Genomic DNA, 16,539 nt, shown 5'->3' with positions numbered 1-16,539 from the left:
CTATGTATTCTGATATTGCGCTATCGGTAACAAATAACTGAGCGCTTCCTGTTTAAGTTTTGCCAAAAATAATTTATCAACTTGCCTGAAAGCCCGCTGAACATAAGGATCATCACCTTCACCTCTGCGTCCTTGATCTCCAAGCCATGCTTTCAGTAACTGGCTTTCAGCTTTTAATTGAATTTCATCACTGTCATCAATCTCACCGGTTTCTTTATTCATGCATGCTGAAAGCCACATCCAACCACTTTGACAAAATAGCGGCAAAGGTGCCGATATTCCTCGCTGATAACCTTCAACCAATTGATTCAGATAATTTTTCGCTTGTTCTGACGCTACAGGAGCAAAACGCCACTCGTTGTTGTCACGCCCATAACTACGGCTTTCACCCTCACCACCAGCAAGGCAGTAAGCCAGATGCTCAATCCATAATTGCATACCATCATTTGCTGTCAGACTAGCTGGACGCCAACGTAACAAACCATCCAGCTGCACCTTACTAATTCGCCCGGTCAGAAGAACCTGCCCTAAATCATGATGTAAATCGACAGACAAAGTTTCCATTTGTTGTTCACGAATCTTATCCGCCAGAGGTTGCATCTCCTTTTGCTGCTTCAACCAATAAACCTCACCAAAAGCGCCAAAAGGCAACCCTCCAGCAGCACGAAGACGATTAAAAAGCGGTTCAGGTGATTGCTGCTCAATCAGCGTATTCAGCAATAACTGATTAAATTGATAACGTTGAAGGTTATCCAAAATGAAAGGCTCTTCCTCTGGTAATTCCGTTTCTTCAATAACAAAGTTTACTTTCAGACAACGTTGGAAAAAAAACCTGACAGGATGACGGTAAAAACGACTCAAATCATCCAGTGTAATCTCCTGAATTTGTTCCGCTTCAACAGGCTGACAAAATTCAGAATGCGCAGCCCCTTGTTCAGACGCTGCCGGCAGCCATTCTCTTGCATAGCTTTGCTGATAACTACCCGGTATAAAATTTTCCGGTGCAAATGGAACGCGAGTATGAAGACACAACAGGTGTTTTCTGACATTAGTGGCACTTTCATCAACATTCAGCTTTTCATTTCCCGGCAAGCAGAAGCTTTGGCAAACATAATCCAGTAATTCATTAACCAGTACTGAAGGATTGCATTCCGTATCATCACGAATGGATTTACCAATGTAACTGATATAGAGAAACTGTTCGGCAGATATCAGAGCTTCAAGGAATAAATAGCGGTCATCATCCCGCCGTTTTCTGTCTCCTCTTTGGCTTTTCTCTGCCATCAAATCAAACCCAAGCGGTGGAATTGAACGGGGATAAATACCATCATTCATACCCAACAGACAGACAACCTTAAAAGGGATAGAACGCATCGGCATCAGGGTACAAAAGTTGATAGATCCAGCAAGAAAACGCTGACTGATTTTTTCATTATCAAACCGAAGCGCCAATTCATCCCTTAACAGAACCAATGGCACACTTTCCTGATAGCGGGCATTCATCCCATTGCCTATGACTTTCTGCCACTGCTGTTCTATCATTGCCAGCACTAATTCGGTTTCACTGTCTGATGCAAAAAATGTTTCCAGCAACTGCTGGCAGACAGGTAACCAATCCTCTAATGTCTGGCTCTCACCAAGAATTTTGCGCCAATGGCTCAGTTGCATTAAAAACTCAGCCAATTGACCCGCAAGCTCCGCAGCTAACCCGCTGGATTCATCATAAGGCAATACATCTTTCCAAGGGCCTGACCGGCTATCCATTGCATAACCCAACAACATTCTGGTCAGCCCAAAACGCCATGTATGCTGGCCTGTTACCGGTAAGGATAACTCTTCCACATTATCGTCATCTAATCCCCAGCGAATACCTGATTCATCAACCCAACGCCTTAATAAACGCAACCCATCTTCATGAATTCCAAATTTATTTGCTAACGCTGGAACTTCCAGCAACGCTAAAACCTGCTCAGTAGTAAAACGGCTTTGGGGTAAATCAAGCAGTGTAATAAATACCTGTAAAACTGAATGCGCCTGACGAGCCTTACGATCAGAAATGGCAAATGGAATATAACGTTCAACAGAAGCATTACCAAACACCGCCTGAACATAAGGGGTATAACTGTCAATATCCGCAACCATCACAATAATATCCCTTGGCGTCAGTGACGGGTTATCTTCCAGTAACCGTAGAAGCTGATCCTGTAAAACTTCCACTTCACGTTGAGGACTATGGCAAACATGGAAAGATAAAGAACGATCCAATGGATTAAGCAGTCGTTTTTTCAGGCTATTTTCAAATGTTTCCTTCGTTGAACCAATTTGAGCATGATCTTCCAAATAAAGGAGATCCCTTTGGAGTTGATGTAATACATTATCTGGTTCTAACTCAACAAAGGCGTGGACATCTGAACTTTGCTCAAGTTGCGACAATAAATAAAGATTATCACGACCTAATCGCCCCCATGACGCTAACAGAGGATTACTGACATCTTGTTCACCTTCATCATTAAACAATGATTGAGCATTTCTAGGATCTTTAAAATATTCCAGCTCTTGCTCACTCTTATAGTGACGTGGCTTACGGCTACTCATTTTTGCCAGAAAAGTATAATTCTGAATATCTCCCCAATAATATTGACATGGATTAGTAAACATCAGGTGAATATCAATATGCCGTCCCAATGCCTGTAAAGCCTGTAAATAAACAGGCGGTAAGGCAGAAATACCACAGATAAATACCCGTTTTGGTAAACGGGCTGAAAAATCAGTCCTGTTTTCCAGTGTCGAAATAAAACGCTGATATAAGTTAGCACGATGCCATTGAGGTTGTTGCAACTGGTGAGTATATTCCGTCAGTTCCAACCATAATCTTTTTTGCCACAACTGGTTATCACTCAAACCATCAATAAGTTGTCCTTGCTGCCAACTTTCCAACCATTGCGGACGATAAACAAGATATTGGTCAAACAGGTCAGCAATTCGTCCAGCCAATTGATGAATCTTTCGTTTATCAACATCTTGATCAAGGTAGTGCCTAAGTGCGACAAATTCTGCTTCTGGCAACAATTGCGGCAATAATGCCATCAATTTCCATGTCATAGCATCTTTACTGAAAGCGCTTTCTTTAGGAATATCAGGCAATACTTTAGTAAACATATCCCAGATAAAAGTCGCCGGAAGTGGAAACGAAATATTAGCTGATATGCCTATTCTTTCAGCTAGTTGGATTTGTAGCCACTGTGACATTCCTGGGCTTTGTACCAAAATGACTTCCTGTTCAAATGGATCAGGCAACGGATTATCCCCGATAAATATTGCTATCAATTCTTTAAGAAGATCTAATTGATTAGAATGATAAACTTTGAACATCAGGACTCCCGTTTGAACAAATCCACCGGCTTGCTTTACTTTGCTGATTATAAGGCGTTGTTACTATAACTGTAAGCTGATAGCAATCAGATAACTGATATGCCGTCTGAAATTCAGCGTGCCATCCCGGTGGCGGTGTTAATTCTGATAAAGCACTTTGACCTGCAATTAATTCATATTGTTCCAGGTATCCATAAGATAATTTGTCTGCCTTTGATTGTTGCCAGTGTTGCTGAAACCCAGATAATAACGCCTGATGATAACGTATTAATCCTAACAAAGAGATAGAAAAGACCATAACGGCAACCATAACTTCGGGTAAACTCATTCCTGACTGATGATCATGACAAAGATCTGATTTCATGAGCAAAACCCCATATCTACTTCGGGACAGAAATCTAACCAACCGCTTTCTACCGGAATAAGAGAATCACTTCCACCATAAGAGACTAATTTCATCCATTGATATAATCCCACAGATTGCCCGGATGTCACTTCTGCCACACCTTTCAGCAGAAAAAAATTACTTGAATACCTTTTTAAACAACTTGTCAGATAAAATTCATTCTGTTGCTGACAATACCACTCTTCTGTTTTATCACTATGAAGTAGCCATGACTGAGCCATTCCCCAGGCCAATGCAGATTCTGCTTGCTGAAAAGCTTTTAAGTATCTGCGTTCATCAACCATCATGATTAATGCGTTATCCAGATGATAGTGCAAAGCTTTCAGCATCATAAGACTCACAACCAACAACATTAGTACTGAAATCAGCAATACATTACCTTGCTGAAATTGAGGACAAATATTCGGAGAATGCTCAGCCATGGTACCTATTCCCTGATATTGCGCAAACGTGTTACTGCCTGATATTGGTAGTTTATTGATGGATGTTTAAACCAATGTGCAATAAGCACCAATTTAATAAAAACTAAGCCATCATTTGTTCGTAATTTTTCAACTGTAAATGAATCTACTCCTATTTCATTTGGATCAAATAGTCTTTCCCAACCATTTTCCTGACAGTTACCGGCACCTCTTTTCCACTCGACTGACTTATTACTGAGACGATAGCCGAAGAATTCCGATTCACTGTGTTCTGGTGGTTCCCATTGGTTATTAATGTTGAGATCATAGGCAATAATCAGGCATGAATTCTCACTTTCATCACTTTTATTATTGATTAATATTGGATTCCCATCGCAATAATGTTGACAATATCCAGCACGACGAATGTCTTTCTCTATAATATGCAATGTTTGTTTAACGAAGTAAGCCAAACGATATCGCTGATATAATTCCATTATTTGTTTGGTGAAAACGGGATAACTTTTGGCAATCGCCAGTAAGATAATACTGCCAATAGCCATTGCTACAATCACTTCTAATAATGTCATTCCATATTGGTTTTTATTATTCATTATTCCAATATACCCGTTATCTTTCAAGTTGCTTCTTTGTTGGCTGCACTTACTCACCCCGGTCACAGTGTTATCTATGCTTCCGGGGATTCGCTCCCTTGCCGCCGCGATGCATCTTGAAATCCATAGGGTATATATCCGTCATCTTTCAAGTTGCTTCTTTGTTGGCTGCACTCATTCACCCCGGTCACAGAGTTATCTATGCTTCCGGGGATTCACTCCCTTGCCGTCGCGATCCATTTTGAAATCCATAAGGTATATAACACCACTTATTTTATAGAAAAAATCATAATTAACCACAAGCTGGAATACTATTAAACTTATTATTACTACATGTTCTTACCCTGCCCCGTGAAGAAAAAATAACAGATATTTCACCAGCGGAATTAACCAAAGTAAAACTCGCAGGTATCATCGTGTTTCTTATTCCATGAAACGCTATCTGCTCCTTAGTTGCTGAAGTTATAACAACATCCTGATAAGGTGATTTTATTCCTTCAATATTCTCCAAATCACAATCAACAGATGCGGGGTTAGAAAGCGCTATGCACCAACCTTTACCCGTTTTTAACCACAGTATTACCTCTTTGTTCAGATAATTTGCTAAAGATTGCTGCCTGGCTATAAATGTCAATATTTTCTGTACTGACTCCTGTAATCTAGCCCTTTCTTGGTGATTGCCCCATTCTTGTACCCCCCATAACGAAAATATTGAAACTAAAATAATAACAATCATCAATTCCAATAAAGAAAAACCCAGTTGATTATTAATACCATAACTGCCAATTATATTAATATTATTTCCCATTAGTAATTCCTTATATTCTTTCGCAAGACATTTTATTTATTTAAAAAACAGAATAAAGACATAATTAAATTTTATGCGAGAGCGAATCAATAAAAAAATAATAACATATTATTGTTACATTTAAATTGCGTAGAGCTTCGCAAAAATCAATAAGGATAAACGTTTTTGTTTCTTATTATTGTAATACACAGTAAATTCACATGATTATGAGAGAAAGGGATTCCAAAAATGCAATCGAAGAAAAAACAATGTATTTTCAAATAAGAAACTCATTTTATTAAAGAGTCATACCCTATGGATTTCAAATTGCAGCGCGGCGGCAAGGGAGCGAATCCCCGGAAGCATAGATAACGATGTGACTGGGGTAAGTGAAAGCAGCCAACAAAGCAGCAACTTGAAAGATGAAAGGTATAGATATCAGCAGGCCCTAAGCACAATGGCCCCATCAGGACATGTTTGACCAATATGCCATTCTGGTTGGTGCCTTGAACAGTTTCCGGTACCGATCCCTGTAGAGTCTATTTTATTAATATCTATTTAATATTCACATTTTGCAAAATAAAAATTCACATATTGTAAAATTTTGTTTTTAGAGTATACTATCCGAACAACTAAGGAAGGGGAACAATGCGGGTTATATCCAGAACACCATTTATTGAGGCGCAAAAGCGTTTCCCCAATGAACGTGACGCTATACAGGGTGTATATCTCCTACTTAAGTCACTAAATGTCAAAACCCCGCTTGAATTAAAGCAGTACTTCCCCAATCTTGATCGTTTTAAGTATCGCGCTCGATGGTGGTGTATTGATATTGGTGGTAACAAAATCCGGTTACTGGCCTTTATCGAGTTTTCAATGGGGCACTGTTACATTAAACACATCATATCCCACACAGAATACGACAAGTTAACCGACTACTACCGGAGAAACAGAGCATGATCAATTTTGTAGTCGTTCAGGAACGGGCTAACGCTCTGTTTTCAGAGATCCCTTGGCTGACCTACATCAATACCTCAGAACAGCACAAAGAAGCACTGGATTTGATTGATGAACTTTTTAAAAACTATGAAAATAACAAAGGGTTAATTGAAATTCTAGCTACTGCAATTGAACGCTATGAAGATACTGCCCCTGAATTTGCAGAATTTAATCAGGCTATTGAAAATATTCCTACGGGAGTTGCAGCCCTGAGGGTTCTGATGGATCAATACGGTCTTAAACAAGCTGACCTTAAAAACGAAATCGGGGGAGCTTCCCTCGTATCACAAATTCTGAGTGGAACGAGGTCGCTGACAGTAACCCATATAAAAGCCTTGAGTACACGCTTTAAGGTTTCTAGTGCAATTTTTATCGATTAGCTTTATCTGTTCCCTCAGGGAGACAATTTATAATAAATTGTCTCCCTCCAGATTATTGCTAATAACCGAATGACTAAATAGCAACCGGCGCTTTTATTCCTGGATGCGGGTCATAATCAACGATTTCAAAGTCATCAAATTTATAATCAAAAAGTGATTCTGGTTTACGCTTAATCACCAGCGTTGGCAATGAACGCGACTCACGGCTGAGTTGCAATTGAGTCTGCTCCATGTGGTTACTATAAAGATGTGTATCACCACCGGTCCAGACAAAATCGCCCACTTCCAGATCGCACTGTTGTGCCATCATATGTACCAACAATGCATAGCTGGCGATATTGAACGGCAAACCAAGAAATACGTCACAGGAACGCTGGTAAAGCTGACAAGAAAGTTTACCGTCAGCAACATAAAACTGGAAAAAAGCATGGCATGGCGCTAATGCCATTTTATCCAGTTCACCTACATTCCAAGCCGAAACGATAATTCTACGTGAATCTGGGTCACTTTTAAGCTGTTCCAGTACGGTTTTCAGTTGGTCGATTTGGTGACCATCCGCAGCCCCCCATGCACGCCATTGCTTACCATACACAGGCCCCAAATCGCCATTTTCATCCGCCCATTCATCCCAGATAGTGACATTATTATCATGCAGATATTGAATATTCGTATCACCATTAAGGAACCAAAGAAGCTCATGAATAATCGAGCGAATATGGCAACGTTTGGTTGTAACTAGCGGGAAACCATCCTGCAAATTGAAACGCATCTGATGCCCGAAAATGGAGATAGTGCCAGTCCCGGTGCGGTCTGCTTTCGGAGTACCTTCTTCAAGCACTCTTTTCATTAAGTCCAGATACTGTTTCATTTTACCTCTTGTACCTTATTACCTTGGCATTTGTATGCCCATACCATCATTAAAATTCCTGCCAGAATCATTGGAATAGAAAGAATCTGTCCCATGCTGATCCCATCAAATAGTCCCAGTTGTGCATCCGGTTGACGGAAGAATTCCACTATTATCCTGAAAACACCGTAACCAATTAAGAATAAGCCAGAAACACTGCCCATTGGACGAGGTTTACGGATAAATAAATTCAAAATAATAAACAGGACTATCCCCTCTAACACCATTTCATAGAGCTGTGAAGGATGGCGGGGAAGAACACCATATTGTTCAAGTATTGATAGCAATGAGGGATCAGCTGCTGCCAGGGCAATATCTTCACCACGGGAGCCGGGGAACAACATAGCCCATGGCGTATCCAATGTGACACGTCCCCACAATTCGCCGTTGATAAAATTACCGATTCTTCCCATACCTAAACCAAAAGGTACTAGCGGTGCAATGAAGTCAGAAACTTGTAAGAAGTGGCGTTTAGTTCTACGGCCAAACCACCACATGGCGCAGATAACCCCAATCAAACCACCGTGGAAAGACATTCCTCCATCCCAGACTTTAAACAGATAAAGAGGATTATCGAGAAATACCGAAAGATTATAAAACAGCACGTAACCAAGACGGCCACCAACAAAAACACCCACAAAACCCGCATAGAGTAAGTTCTCTACTTCGTTTTTTGTCCAACCACTATTCGGTTTTGCTGCCCTGCGTGTTGCCAGCCACATGGCGAATACAAACCCTACCAAGTACATAAAACCATACCAATGGAGGGATACGGGACCTATTGAAAAAATTACCGGATCAATATTAGGAAATGCCAGGTAGCTGTTACTCATCGTTCCCCACTTAATATTTAAAATTAATGCCCTAAAGCAAATGATTGCGAACCACAGCACAGGCCGTTAAACGGATTAAATGCCACCTCTGACCAAACCGCCAACCCCATGCTGCTCCATAAATGTTGCAGATAACTCCTTTACTCTTACACTAGTTTCAGCCTGTAGCACTTCGGCCATTAACTTTTCAACCTGAGCTATCTCTAGATGGCGTAATAAATATTTAATCCTTGGCACACTACAACCACTCATGCTCAAACTGCGATAACCAAGACCAATCAATATCAGAGCTCCCATAGGAGAACCCGCCATTTCACCACAAATACTAATAGCAAGACCTGCTTGCTGGCTATTTTCAAATACCAATTTTAATGCCCGAATTACAGCCGGATGCAAGCAATCATAAAGGGAAGCAACGTGAGTATTATTTCGATCCACTGCTAACAGATACTGCGTCAGGTCATTGGTTCCAATCGAAACAAAATCGACCCTGTTTTTTAATTGTGGCAATAAAAAAATCACCGAAGGAACTTCAATCATCACACCAAGCTGCGGCATAGGTATCTGGCACGCCAAAATTTGCTCAACTTCTTCTTTAGCCCTGTCTATCAACCGCTTAGCTTCATCAACTTCCTCCATGCTGGTCACCATGGGCAGTAATATTTTCAAATTACCCGTATTGACATTAGCTCTGAGCATAGCTCTAAGCTGAATAAGAAAAATTTCCGGTTGATCCAAGGTTACTCGTATACCACGCCACCCCAAACAAGGATTTTCTTCTCTAATAGACATGTAAGGTAGTTGCTTATCTGCACCGATATCCAGTGTACGCAATACCACAGGTTTATCAGGAAATAATTGCAACATTTCCTGATAACGGGCTTTTTGCTCATCTTCTGAAGGGAAACCTCTGTGCAGCATAAAGGGTATTTCGGTTCGATAGAGACCAACACCGTCAATACTATTACCTATCTGTAATTCATATTTTAGGCTTAAACCAGCATTGAGCTGAACAAGGATGCGTTCACCACTTTTGAGCCGAGCTTCCTGATCAACATCTCCCTCAGCCAGCTTATTCAGTGCTTTTTCTTCTTCAATAATCTGTTTATATTCCTGAGAAATCAGTGGCTCTGGCTCAATAAAGACTTCTCCACGGAAACCATCAAGAATAAGTATACGATTATGAAGGAGTTCTGGCTGAATATCAGCGCCCATAATGGCAGGAATACCCATTGCACGAACCAATATGGCAGAGTGTGAATGAGTCGCGCCATCACGGACAATAACCCCCGCCAATCTTTCCTGCGGCATTTCTGCTAACAAATTAGCACTCAATTCATCAGCAACCAGAATAAACCATTCAGGCCACTGATAGCTGACAGTAGGTGAATCATCCAGATGAAACAGTAATCGCTGCCCAAGTGCACGTAGATCTGATGCTCTTTCCCGCATATAGGCATCCTGCAAGCTGGCAAATTGCTCTGCGTATTTTTCAATGACTTGTTTAACAGCCCATTGCGCAACATATCCCTGTTCAATACAGGAAAACAGATCTTGTTTTAATTGGGGATCATTCAAGATGTAGGAATAGAGATCAAAAATAGCCGCAGTTTCTTTCTGAGAACCAGTAGTAAAACGCTTACTCAGCCGTCGGCATTCTGCTGTCGCATCTTCAAGTGCCTTAATCAACCGAGAACGTTCTGCCGCATGATCAAGGGTCGATGCTTCAAAAACTTGTTCAAGTGAAGGTTGGGAGCAATCCTGCCAGCCTTGAGCCATGACTATTCCATTGGCAATTGCCAGCGCTTTAATTCTGGTCTGCCGGTAATGACCAAACAAACCCTTTGTTTGAGCCTGGGCAAGAATCACAGCCAGTTGCGTCGCAAGCGTCACCATAAAAGACTCTTCGCTTTCATTAAACAACCGCTGTTCCTGCTGCTGAACAACTAAAACACCTTGCAACTGGCGACGATAAATAACCGGAACACCCAGAAAAGCACGGAAGTTATCTTCTTTAACTTGGGGTAAGTATTTGAAACTTGGGTGACTACGTATATCAGCCAGATTGATCAGTTCAGATAATTGCCCGACTTGTCCAACGACCCCCTCATCAAAAGCCAGACTGATAATCCTTCCCCGGGGTTTCTTCAAGCCCCGAGTTGCCATCAGGTAATAACACCGCCGTTGATGATCAGCAAGATAGATAGAACACACATCAGTGTTCATAGCCAAGCAGGTTTCGTTCACCAATAGCTCAAGCGCTTCGGCTAGATTAGTCGCCATAGCAACTTTTTCAACAATTTCCCGTAAACGCATCAGCATAGAGCTAACCTAACTTCTCTTACGACGATGAGAATATGAAGGACGCGACAGCGATGGTGTTTCCTGCATTGGCATCACAACCGAAGCAAATTCTTTCATCACACGCCGGTAAACATCACGCTTAAAAGAGACAACTTGCCGCACAGGATACCAATAGCTGACCCAGCGCCAACCATCGAACTCCGGCGTATTACTGTGCTGTACATTAATATCTTCTTCATTACAAAGCAGTTGTAATAAGAACCACCGCTGTTTTTGGCCAATACAGACAGGTCTTGTATCCCAACGCACCAAACGCTTGGGTAATTTGTAACGTAACCAATTACGAGTAGAAGCCAGAATACGTACATCTTTCCGACCTAAACCAACTTCTTCATACAGTTCCCGGTACATAGCCTGTTCTGGTGACTCCCCCGGATTAATGCCTCCCTGAGGAAATTGCCAAGAATGCTGCCCGTAACGCCGGGCCCACAAAACCTGGCCTTGCCGATTACAAATTACAATTCCTACATTCGGGCGGTAGCCATCATCATCGATCACAGACTACCTCGATAAACTAAATTTGAAAGATGACTAATTGTTTCACACTACCCTCAAGTGGTAAACCTCTATCATTGGACTTTGCAGTAGCTAGCTAAATCTCTACAATAGCATCATCTCAACGGGGTGCTGGCTGTTTAAAACAGCCTTGCTGAGAAGTAAACCCGCCGAACCTGATCCGGCTAATACCGACGTAGGGATTTGAGCTGCTAATCATTTCACAACAGAAATTATCTTGCTGTTTAGCGCTTCCAGATCCTTTGCCAATCCTCTTGAATTAAGGAGAGCAAAGTGTTTAAGACGTTATTTTCCAAATTAATCGTACTAGCCATATTACCAACCTCTGTTTTGCTATCTAGCCAGGTTGTACAGGCAAGACCGGTATTAACTGTTTATACCTATGATTCTTTTGCCGCTGAATGGGGTCCTGGGCCTGCAATTAAAAAAGCATTTGAGGCTGAATGTCACTGCGAACTAAAACTGGTGGCTCTGGAAGATAGTATATCTCTACTCAATCGCCTAAGAATGGAAGGGAAACGGGCCTCTGCCGATATCATTATTGGATTGGATAACAACTTGATTGAAGCCGCGCAACAAACGGGTCTGTTCACTGAAAGTAAAGTGGATCTCAGCAAACTGAAACTCCCTGAGCAATGGCATAACAATGTATTTATTCCTTATGACTATGGCTATTTTGCTTTTATTTACGACAAAAATACTTTGCCACATCCGCCTAAAAGCATGGATGAATTGATTAATAGTCCCAATAATTGGAAAGTTATCTATCAAGACCCTCGTACCAGCACACCAGGACAAGGTTTGCTGTTATGGATGCAAAAAATTTATGGTAATGACGCCCCACAAGCTTGGCAAAAACTTGCTAAGAAAACCCTAACAGTCACCAAAGGTTGGAGTGAGGCTTATGGTTTGTTCCTGAAAGGGGAAGGTGATCTGGTCCTGAGTTACACGTCTTCACCGGGTTATCACATCTTATCTGACAAGAAAGACAATTACGCTGCGGCAATTTTCAGTGAAGGCCATTATCTGCAAGTCGAAGTTGCTGCTCAATTGGCTTCCAGCAAGCAGCCGGAACTTGCCCAAAAATTTATGCAATTTATGCTGACTCCGGCTTTCCAACAAGAAATCCCAACCACTAACTGGATGTATCCAGTCATTGATATCCAGCTCCCTGAAGTGTATTCGCAATTTTCATTACCAAAAAACTCGCTGCAATACAGCGCGGAAGAAGTCGCCACACACCGTAACAAATGGATTCGTACATGGCAAAGCGCTGTCAGCCACTAATTGCCGGATGGCTGCTGCCGGGGGCTATCGCCTCCGGTCTTTTACTGTTAGTCGCCTTGCTGGCGTTCGGTACACTTTGGTTTAACGCACCTGAGGGTAGCTGGCACCTACTGACAGAAGATAGCTATTTGTGGCATGTCGTACGTTTTACATTCTGGCAGGCTTTTTTGTCAGCGCTGTTTTCTGTTATTCCGGCTATTTTTCTTTCCAGAGCGCTTTACCGACGCCATTTTCCAGGCCGAACCTTATTTCTGCGCCTATGTGCTATGACACTGGTTTTACCCGTACTAGTCGCTTTGTTCGGCATTCTGACTGTCTATGGCAAAGTCGGCTGGCTGGCGCAGTTCTGCGAATGGATCGGCATCAATTACCATTTCACACCTTATGGTTTACAAGGGATTTTGCTAGCACATATCTTTTTTAATATGCCACTGGCAACACGACTTTTACTGCAATCACTGGAAAACATTGCGGTGGAACAACGGCAGCTAGCAGCTCAGTTAGGTATGAATGAATGGCAACATTTCCGTTTTGTTGAATGGCCTTATCTGCGCCGCCAGATCCTGCCAACTGGTGCACTGATTTTTATGCTCTGTTTCGCCAGTTTTACCACTGTACTTGCTTTAGGTGGCGGCCCTGCTGCAACAACTGTCGAACTGGCGATCTATCAGGCGCTAAGCTATGACTACGATCTTAACCGTGCTGCTTTGCTAGCCTTGATTCAGCTTACCTGTTGCCTTGGCCTTGTACTCCTCAGCCAGAAGCTTAACAGCGCTTTGTCTGTCGGCTACAGTAACCAACAGCAATGGCGTAATCCACAAGATACTTTGCCGAGAAAAATCTGTGATAGCCTGTTAATTATCGCAGCCTTATTACTGCTGGTACCACCATTACTAGCTGTCGTCGTGGATGGTCTAAATAGTGGAATATTTAACGTATTACGCCAGCCTGCATTGTGGCAGGCATTTATCACATCAGTCGTCATTGCTTTAGGGGCGGGGTTTCTGTGTGTTTTGTTCACTATGATGCTACTGTGGAGCAGCCGCGAGCTATACCTGCGCCATTCCCCCCGCTGGGGACAAGCAATGGAAATGAGTGGCTTGTTGATCCTGGCTATGCCCGGCATTGTGCTAGCAACTGGGGTCTTTCTGTTGCTTAACGAAACCGTTGGCTTGCCTCGTTCGCCCTATGGTCTGGTGATTTTAACTAACTCGCTGATGGCAATCCCTTATGCACTGAAAGTTCTGGACAATCCGATGAAAGATTTAGCCGCCTGCTATAATCCTTTGTGTCGATCCCTGAATATTCAAGGTATTAACCGATTGCTCTGGATTGAACTAAAAGCCCTAAAAATCCCGCTGGCACAAGCTTTAGCCTTTGCCTGCGTCCTCTCGATTGGTGATTTTGGCATTGTGGCGCTGTTTGGTAATGAAGATTTCCGTACACTGCCCTTCTATCTGTACCAGCAAATAGGGGCTTACCGTAGTCAAGATGGCGCAGTCACTGCCTTATTGCTGTTATTATTATGTTTTATGTTGTTTAGTTTACTTGAGCGCTTACCAGGACGACGTAATGCTTAAACTAGAGAATCTGACTTACACCTATGAACATCTGGTGATGCTGTTTGACTTGCAGATTCAGGCCGGGGAACGTATCGCCATTCTTGGGCCCAGTGGAGCAGGTAAAAGCACATTACTGAATCTGATCGCCGGTTTTCAAACAGCAGAAAAAGGCTCTCTATGGCTGAATGGGGAAAATCACACCAATACGCCACCTTCTCAGCGCCCCGTATCCATGTTATTTCAAGAAAATAACCTCTTCTCCCATCTAACGATTGAACAGAACATTGGGTTGGGATTACATCCCGGATTACGTCTTAATAGCAAACAGAAACAGACGTTACAACAAATAGTCTCCCAAGTTTCGTTGGAGGATTGCCTTACTCGTTTGCCTGCTCAACTTTCTGGTGGACAACGACAGCGGGCAGCATTAGCGCGTTGTTTAGTGCGCCAGCAGCCAGTTCTGTTACTTGATGAGCCCTTTTCTGCTCTTGATCCAGCACTGCGTAATGAAATGCTGGTATTGCTGGAGCAAGTTTGCAATGAACGCCAACTTACTTTGCTGATGGTTTCGCATAATCTGGATGATGCCGCCCATATAGCTGACCGCGCTTTATTAGTTGTTGATGGCAATATTCATTATGACGGATCAACAAATGCACTGGTTGCCGGCACTGTTCCTGAAGCGACTATTTTGGGTAGGAAGGTCGATTTTAATTAGACGTTATTACTGCCTTCGCTATCAGAATAAACGAGAAGAGGATATTGCTTAGTATTTCGATTCTTTCCTTCTGTGACTAATGCCTATAGCCTTCATTTTAATCCCCCAGGTTATTTACATATGAAAGCCTTATTGACATCCTCCCCACCCAAAGGACGAGGATTCCTACTACGTTCAGACCGAAGTCTAAATCATTTCGGTGGGTTCCTGCTTCAACGGGCGGTCTGACTGCCCCCGCCCTCCACAGGCAAGCACGGCATGCCCTGCCGCTAAAATTGCGTGCACCGTTAATATCGGCGTTTACGGTATAGCCACATGCCTGACACTCGAATTTATTCTGTGACCGGCGGTTTTCTTTTGCGGTATGACCACAGCTAGCACCTTGTTGACTGGTATAGGCGGGCGGTATTGCTAATAACTGACCTCCGCGCCAGAGCTGCTTATACTCAAGCTGACGGCGCATTTCATACCAGCCCTGATCCAGTATCGCGCGGTTTAAACCTGATTTTGCTCGTACCATTGAGCAACAGCAAACACCGAGTTAGTCTGAAAACCGCGCCTTATATCCCCGCCCTGAAGCTGTCTTTTGATCATATTTCATAGATCAAGAGACAGCTGAAGCACGGGGTTTTACGGCGCATCGGATAAACATTTTTGATTTAAAAGCCCCCTTGAGTTGGAATTTAAAACTCACTATCGTCGTTTTCTAATGCCAACTATCCGTGGTGCGGAACAAGGCAGCACAAATACGTTACTCCAGTCTGAGTAATGACCGTATGGTATACAAAAGATTGGAAACCGCCCGCACCGACTGGACGCCTCTAGCACAGGATTTCCAGAAGCAACTGTATTCACTGATTTTTCATCAGCAGCCTTATCAGAAATTTATTCGTCGCTATATTACCAGTACCCTAGAAGGAAAATTTGATGATAAACTAATCTACCGTGAAAGGTTGCGCCATAAACTGTCTGACTATCAGCGTAATGTACCGCCACATGTAAGAGCAGCAAGGCTGGCAGATGAATATAATCTGCAACATAATCGGCCTTTACAGTATCAAAATGGTGGCTGGATAAGATATGTCATGATGCAATCCGGGCCAGAACCGTTGGAAAACCTGCATTCGTCACCAGATTATGATCACTATATCAATAAACAAATTCAGCCTATCGCTGATGCTATCCTGTCAATTTTACAGGATAATTTTACAACTTTGTTCACCGGGCAGATAGTAATGCCTTTTAGCTAATCACTATTTAACTAATTACTATTTTTTGCAGGTGACGACTGGCTTTGCTTCCATTAACATATCGCCCCTTTAACGAGTGATAAGGGGATTAAAGGGGCATCTTTGCTATCTGCCCATTATCTCCGTTAGATCAAATAAAAAGC

At 42.5% G+C, this 16,539-nt stretch carries 14 protein-coding genes, 2 pseudogenes and 1 riboswitch; of the genes and pseudogenes, 6 read left to right on the top strand and 10 right to left on the bottom strand.

Annotated features, from left to right (window positions below; all coding sequences use genetic code 11):
• The 5 genes from recC to EAE89_RS18460 form a co-directional block, all read right to left on the bottom strand.
• Window positions 1–3,372, bottom strand: a complete 3,372-nt coding sequence (recC, locus tag EAE89_RS18480) for an exodeoxyribonuclease V subunit gamma (RefSeq protein ID WP_214086375.1) — start codon at window positions 3,370–3,372, stop codon at window positions 1–3.
• Window positions 3,350–3,736 (bottom strand): prepilin-type N-terminal cleavage/methylation domain-containing protein, encoded by a 387-nt coding sequence (locus EAE89_RS18475; protein ID WP_054479825.1) that lies wholly within the window; start codon window positions 3,734–3,736, stop codon window positions 3,350–3,352. Before EAE89_RS18475 ends, recC begins: the two co-directional genes overlap by 23 nt.
• On the bottom strand, window positions 3,733–4,200 hold the full coding sequence (locus EAE89_RS18470) for a YgdB family protein (RefSeq protein WP_054479822.1): 468 nt from the start codon (window positions 4,198–4,200) through the stop codon (window positions 3,733–3,735). Before EAE89_RS18470 ends, EAE89_RS18475 begins: the two co-directional genes overlap by 4 nt.
• Window positions 4,201–4,205: 5 nt before the next feature.
• Window positions 4,206–4,793, bottom strand: coding sequence for a prepilin peptidase-dependent protein (locus EAE89_RS18465; protein WP_054479820.1), 588 nt, complete (start codon window positions 4,791–4,793; stop codon window positions 4,206–4,208).
• 292 nt (window positions 4,794–5,085) lie between these two features.
• Window positions 5,086–5,601 (bottom strand): prepilin peptidase-dependent protein, encoded by a 516-nt coding sequence (locus EAE89_RS18460; RefSeq protein WP_149616073.1) that lies wholly within the window; start codon window positions 5,599–5,601, stop codon window positions 5,086–5,088.
• 627 nt (window positions 5,602–6,228) lie between these two features.
• Here EAE89_RS18460 and EAE89_RS18455 point away from each other — a divergent pair.
• Complete coding sequence (locus EAE89_RS18455) at window positions 6,229–6,540, top strand: type II toxin-antitoxin system HigB family toxin (protein ID WP_054479816.1); 312 nt, start codon at window positions 6,229–6,231, stop codon at window positions 6,538–6,540.
• Window positions 6,537–6,959 carry a helix-turn-helix domain-containing protein gene (locus tag EAE89_RS18450; protein ID WP_054479814.1) on the top strand — a complete coding sequence of 141 codons (423 nt, stop codon included), beginning with the start codon at window positions 6,537–6,539 and terminating at the stop codon, window positions 6,957–6,959. Before EAE89_RS18455 ends, EAE89_RS18450 begins: the two co-directional genes overlap by 4 nt.
• A gap of 73 nt (window positions 6,960–7,032) precedes the next feature.
• Here the strand turns inward: EAE89_RS18450 and thyA are convergent, their stop codons facing one another.
• The 4 genes from thyA to rppH form a co-directional block, all read right to left on the bottom strand.
• Window positions 7,033–7,827 carry a thymidylate synthase gene (gene thyA / locus EAE89_RS18445; protein ID WP_054479813.1) on the bottom strand — a complete coding sequence of 265 codons (795 nt, stop codon included), beginning with the start codon at window positions 7,825–7,827 and terminating at the stop codon, window positions 7,033–7,035.
• Window positions 7,824–8,699, bottom strand: coding sequence for a prolipoprotein diacylglyceryl transferase (lgt, locus tag EAE89_RS18440; protein WP_054479811.1), 876 nt, complete (start codon window positions 8,697–8,699; stop codon window positions 7,824–7,826). The genes thyA and lgt overlap by 4 nt, the downstream gene beginning before the upstream one ends.
• 75 nt (window positions 8,700–8,774) lie before the next feature.
• Complete coding sequence (gene ptsP / locus EAE89_RS18435; protein WP_214086374.1) at window positions 8,775–11,021, bottom strand: phosphoenolpyruvate--protein phosphotransferase; 2,247 nt, start codon at window positions 11,019–11,021, stop codon at window positions 8,775–8,777.
• Between the two features lie 9 nt (window positions 11,022–11,030).
• The gene (rppH, locus tag EAE89_RS18430) at window positions 11,031–11,561 is read right to left on the bottom strand and encodes an RNA pyrophosphohydrolase (protein ID WP_054479807.1); all 531 of its coding nucleotides are present in this window, start codon (window positions 11,559–11,561) and stop codon (window positions 11,031–11,033) included.
• A 112-nt stretch (window positions 11,562–11,673) separates the two neighbouring features.
• Window positions 11,674–11,779: riboswitch (TPP riboswitch) on the top strand.
• 73 nt (window positions 11,780–11,852) lie between these two features.
• Between rppH and thiB the strand changes: the two genes are divergently transcribed.
• Genes thiB through thiQ form a run of 3 tightly spaced genes read left to right on the top strand, consistent with a single transcriptional unit; the run spans window position 11,853 to window position 15,146 of the window.
• The gene (gene thiB, locus EAE89_RS18425; protein WP_054479805.1) at window positions 11,853–12,866 is read left to right on the top strand and encodes a thiamine ABC transporter substrate binding subunit; all 1,014 of its coding nucleotides are present in this window, start codon (window positions 11,853–11,855) and stop codon (window positions 12,864–12,866) included.
• A complete protein-coding gene (gene thiP / locus EAE89_RS18420) occupies window positions 12,842–14,446 on the top strand; it encodes a thiamine/thiamine pyrophosphate ABC transporter permease ThiP (protein WP_054479802.1) in 1,605 nt (534 codons plus the stop codon). Before thiB ends, thiP begins: the two co-directional genes overlap by 25 nt.
• Window positions 14,439–15,146, top strand: a complete 708-nt coding sequence (gene thiQ, locus EAE89_RS18415; RefSeq protein ID WP_054479800.1) for a thiamine ABC transporter ATP-binding protein ThiQ — start codon at window positions 14,439–14,441, stop codon at window positions 15,144–15,146. Before thiP ends, thiQ begins: the two co-directional genes overlap by 8 nt.
• A 186-nt stretch (window positions 15,147–15,332) precedes the next feature.
• On the opposite strand, the pseudogene EAE89_RS18410 reads toward thiQ, so the two are convergent.
• Window positions 15,333–15,663: pseudogene (locus EAE89_RS18410) on the bottom strand (RNA-guided endonuclease InsQ/TnpB family protein); the annotation flags it as partial.
• Between the two features lie 153 nt (window positions 15,664–15,816).
• Between EAE89_RS18410 and EAE89_RS18405 the strand changes: the two are divergent.
• Window positions 15,817–16,396 (top strand): annotated as a pseudogene (locus EAE89_RS18405) (DNA polymerase domain-containing protein); the annotation flags it as partial.
• Window positions 16,397–16,539 lie beyond the last annotated feature (143 nt).

Origin of the sequence: Photorhabdus heterorhabditis (genome assembly GCF_018448905.1) — a bacterium.
Classification (GTDB): Bacteria; Pseudomonadota; Gammaproteobacteria; order Enterobacterales; family Enterobacteriaceae; genus Photorhabdus; species Photorhabdus heterorhabditis.
This window is presented reverse-complemented; position numbering and strand designations above follow the sequence as displayed.

Excerpts from the sequence above, each read along its gene's own strand:
- recC (WP_214086375.1), bottom strand. The coding sequence starts at position 3,372 with ATGTTCAAAGTTTATCATTCTAATCAATTAGATCTTCTTAAAGAATTG.
- EAE89_RS18475 (WP_054479825.1), bottom strand. The coding sequence starts at position 3,736 with ATGAAATCAGATCTTTGTCATGATCATCAGTCAGGAATGAGTTTACCC.
- EAE89_RS18470 (WP_054479822.1), bottom strand. The coding sequence starts at position 4,200 with ATGGCTGAGCATTCTCCGAATATTTGTCCTCAATTTCAGCAAGGTAAT.
- EAE89_RS18465 (WP_054479820.1), bottom strand. The coding sequence starts at position 4,793 with ATGAATAATAAAAACCAATATGGAATGACATTATTAGAAGTGATTGTA.
- EAE89_RS18460 (WP_149616073.1), bottom strand. The coding sequence starts at position 5,601 with ATGGGAAATAATATTAATATAATTGGCAGTTATGGTATTAATAATCAA.
- EAE89_RS18455 (WP_054479816.1), top strand. The coding sequence starts at position 6,229 with ATGCGGGTTATATCCAGAACACCATTTATTGAGGCGCAAAAGCGTTTC.
- EAE89_RS18450 (WP_054479814.1), top strand. The coding sequence starts at position 6,537 with ATGATCAATTTTGTAGTCGTTCAGGAACGGGCTAACGCTCTGTTTTCA.
- thyA (WP_054479813.1), bottom strand. The coding sequence starts at position 7,827 with ATGAAACAGTATCTGGACTTAATGAAAAGAGTGCTTGAAGAAGGTACT.
- lgt (WP_054479811.1), bottom strand. The coding sequence starts at position 8,699 with ATGAGTAACAGCTACCTGGCATTTCCTAATATTGATCCGGTAATTTTT.
- ptsP (WP_214086374.1), bottom strand. The coding sequence starts at position 11,021 with ATGCTGATGCGTTTACGGGAAATTGTTGAAAAAGTTGCTATGGCGACT.
- thiP (WP_054479802.1), top strand. The coding sequence starts at position 12,842 with ATGGCAAAGCGCTGTCAGCCACTAATTGCCGGATGGCTGCTGCCGGGG.
- thiQ (WP_054479800.1), top strand. The coding sequence starts at position 14,439 with ATGCTTAAACTAGAGAATCTGACTTACACCTATGAACATCTGGTGATG.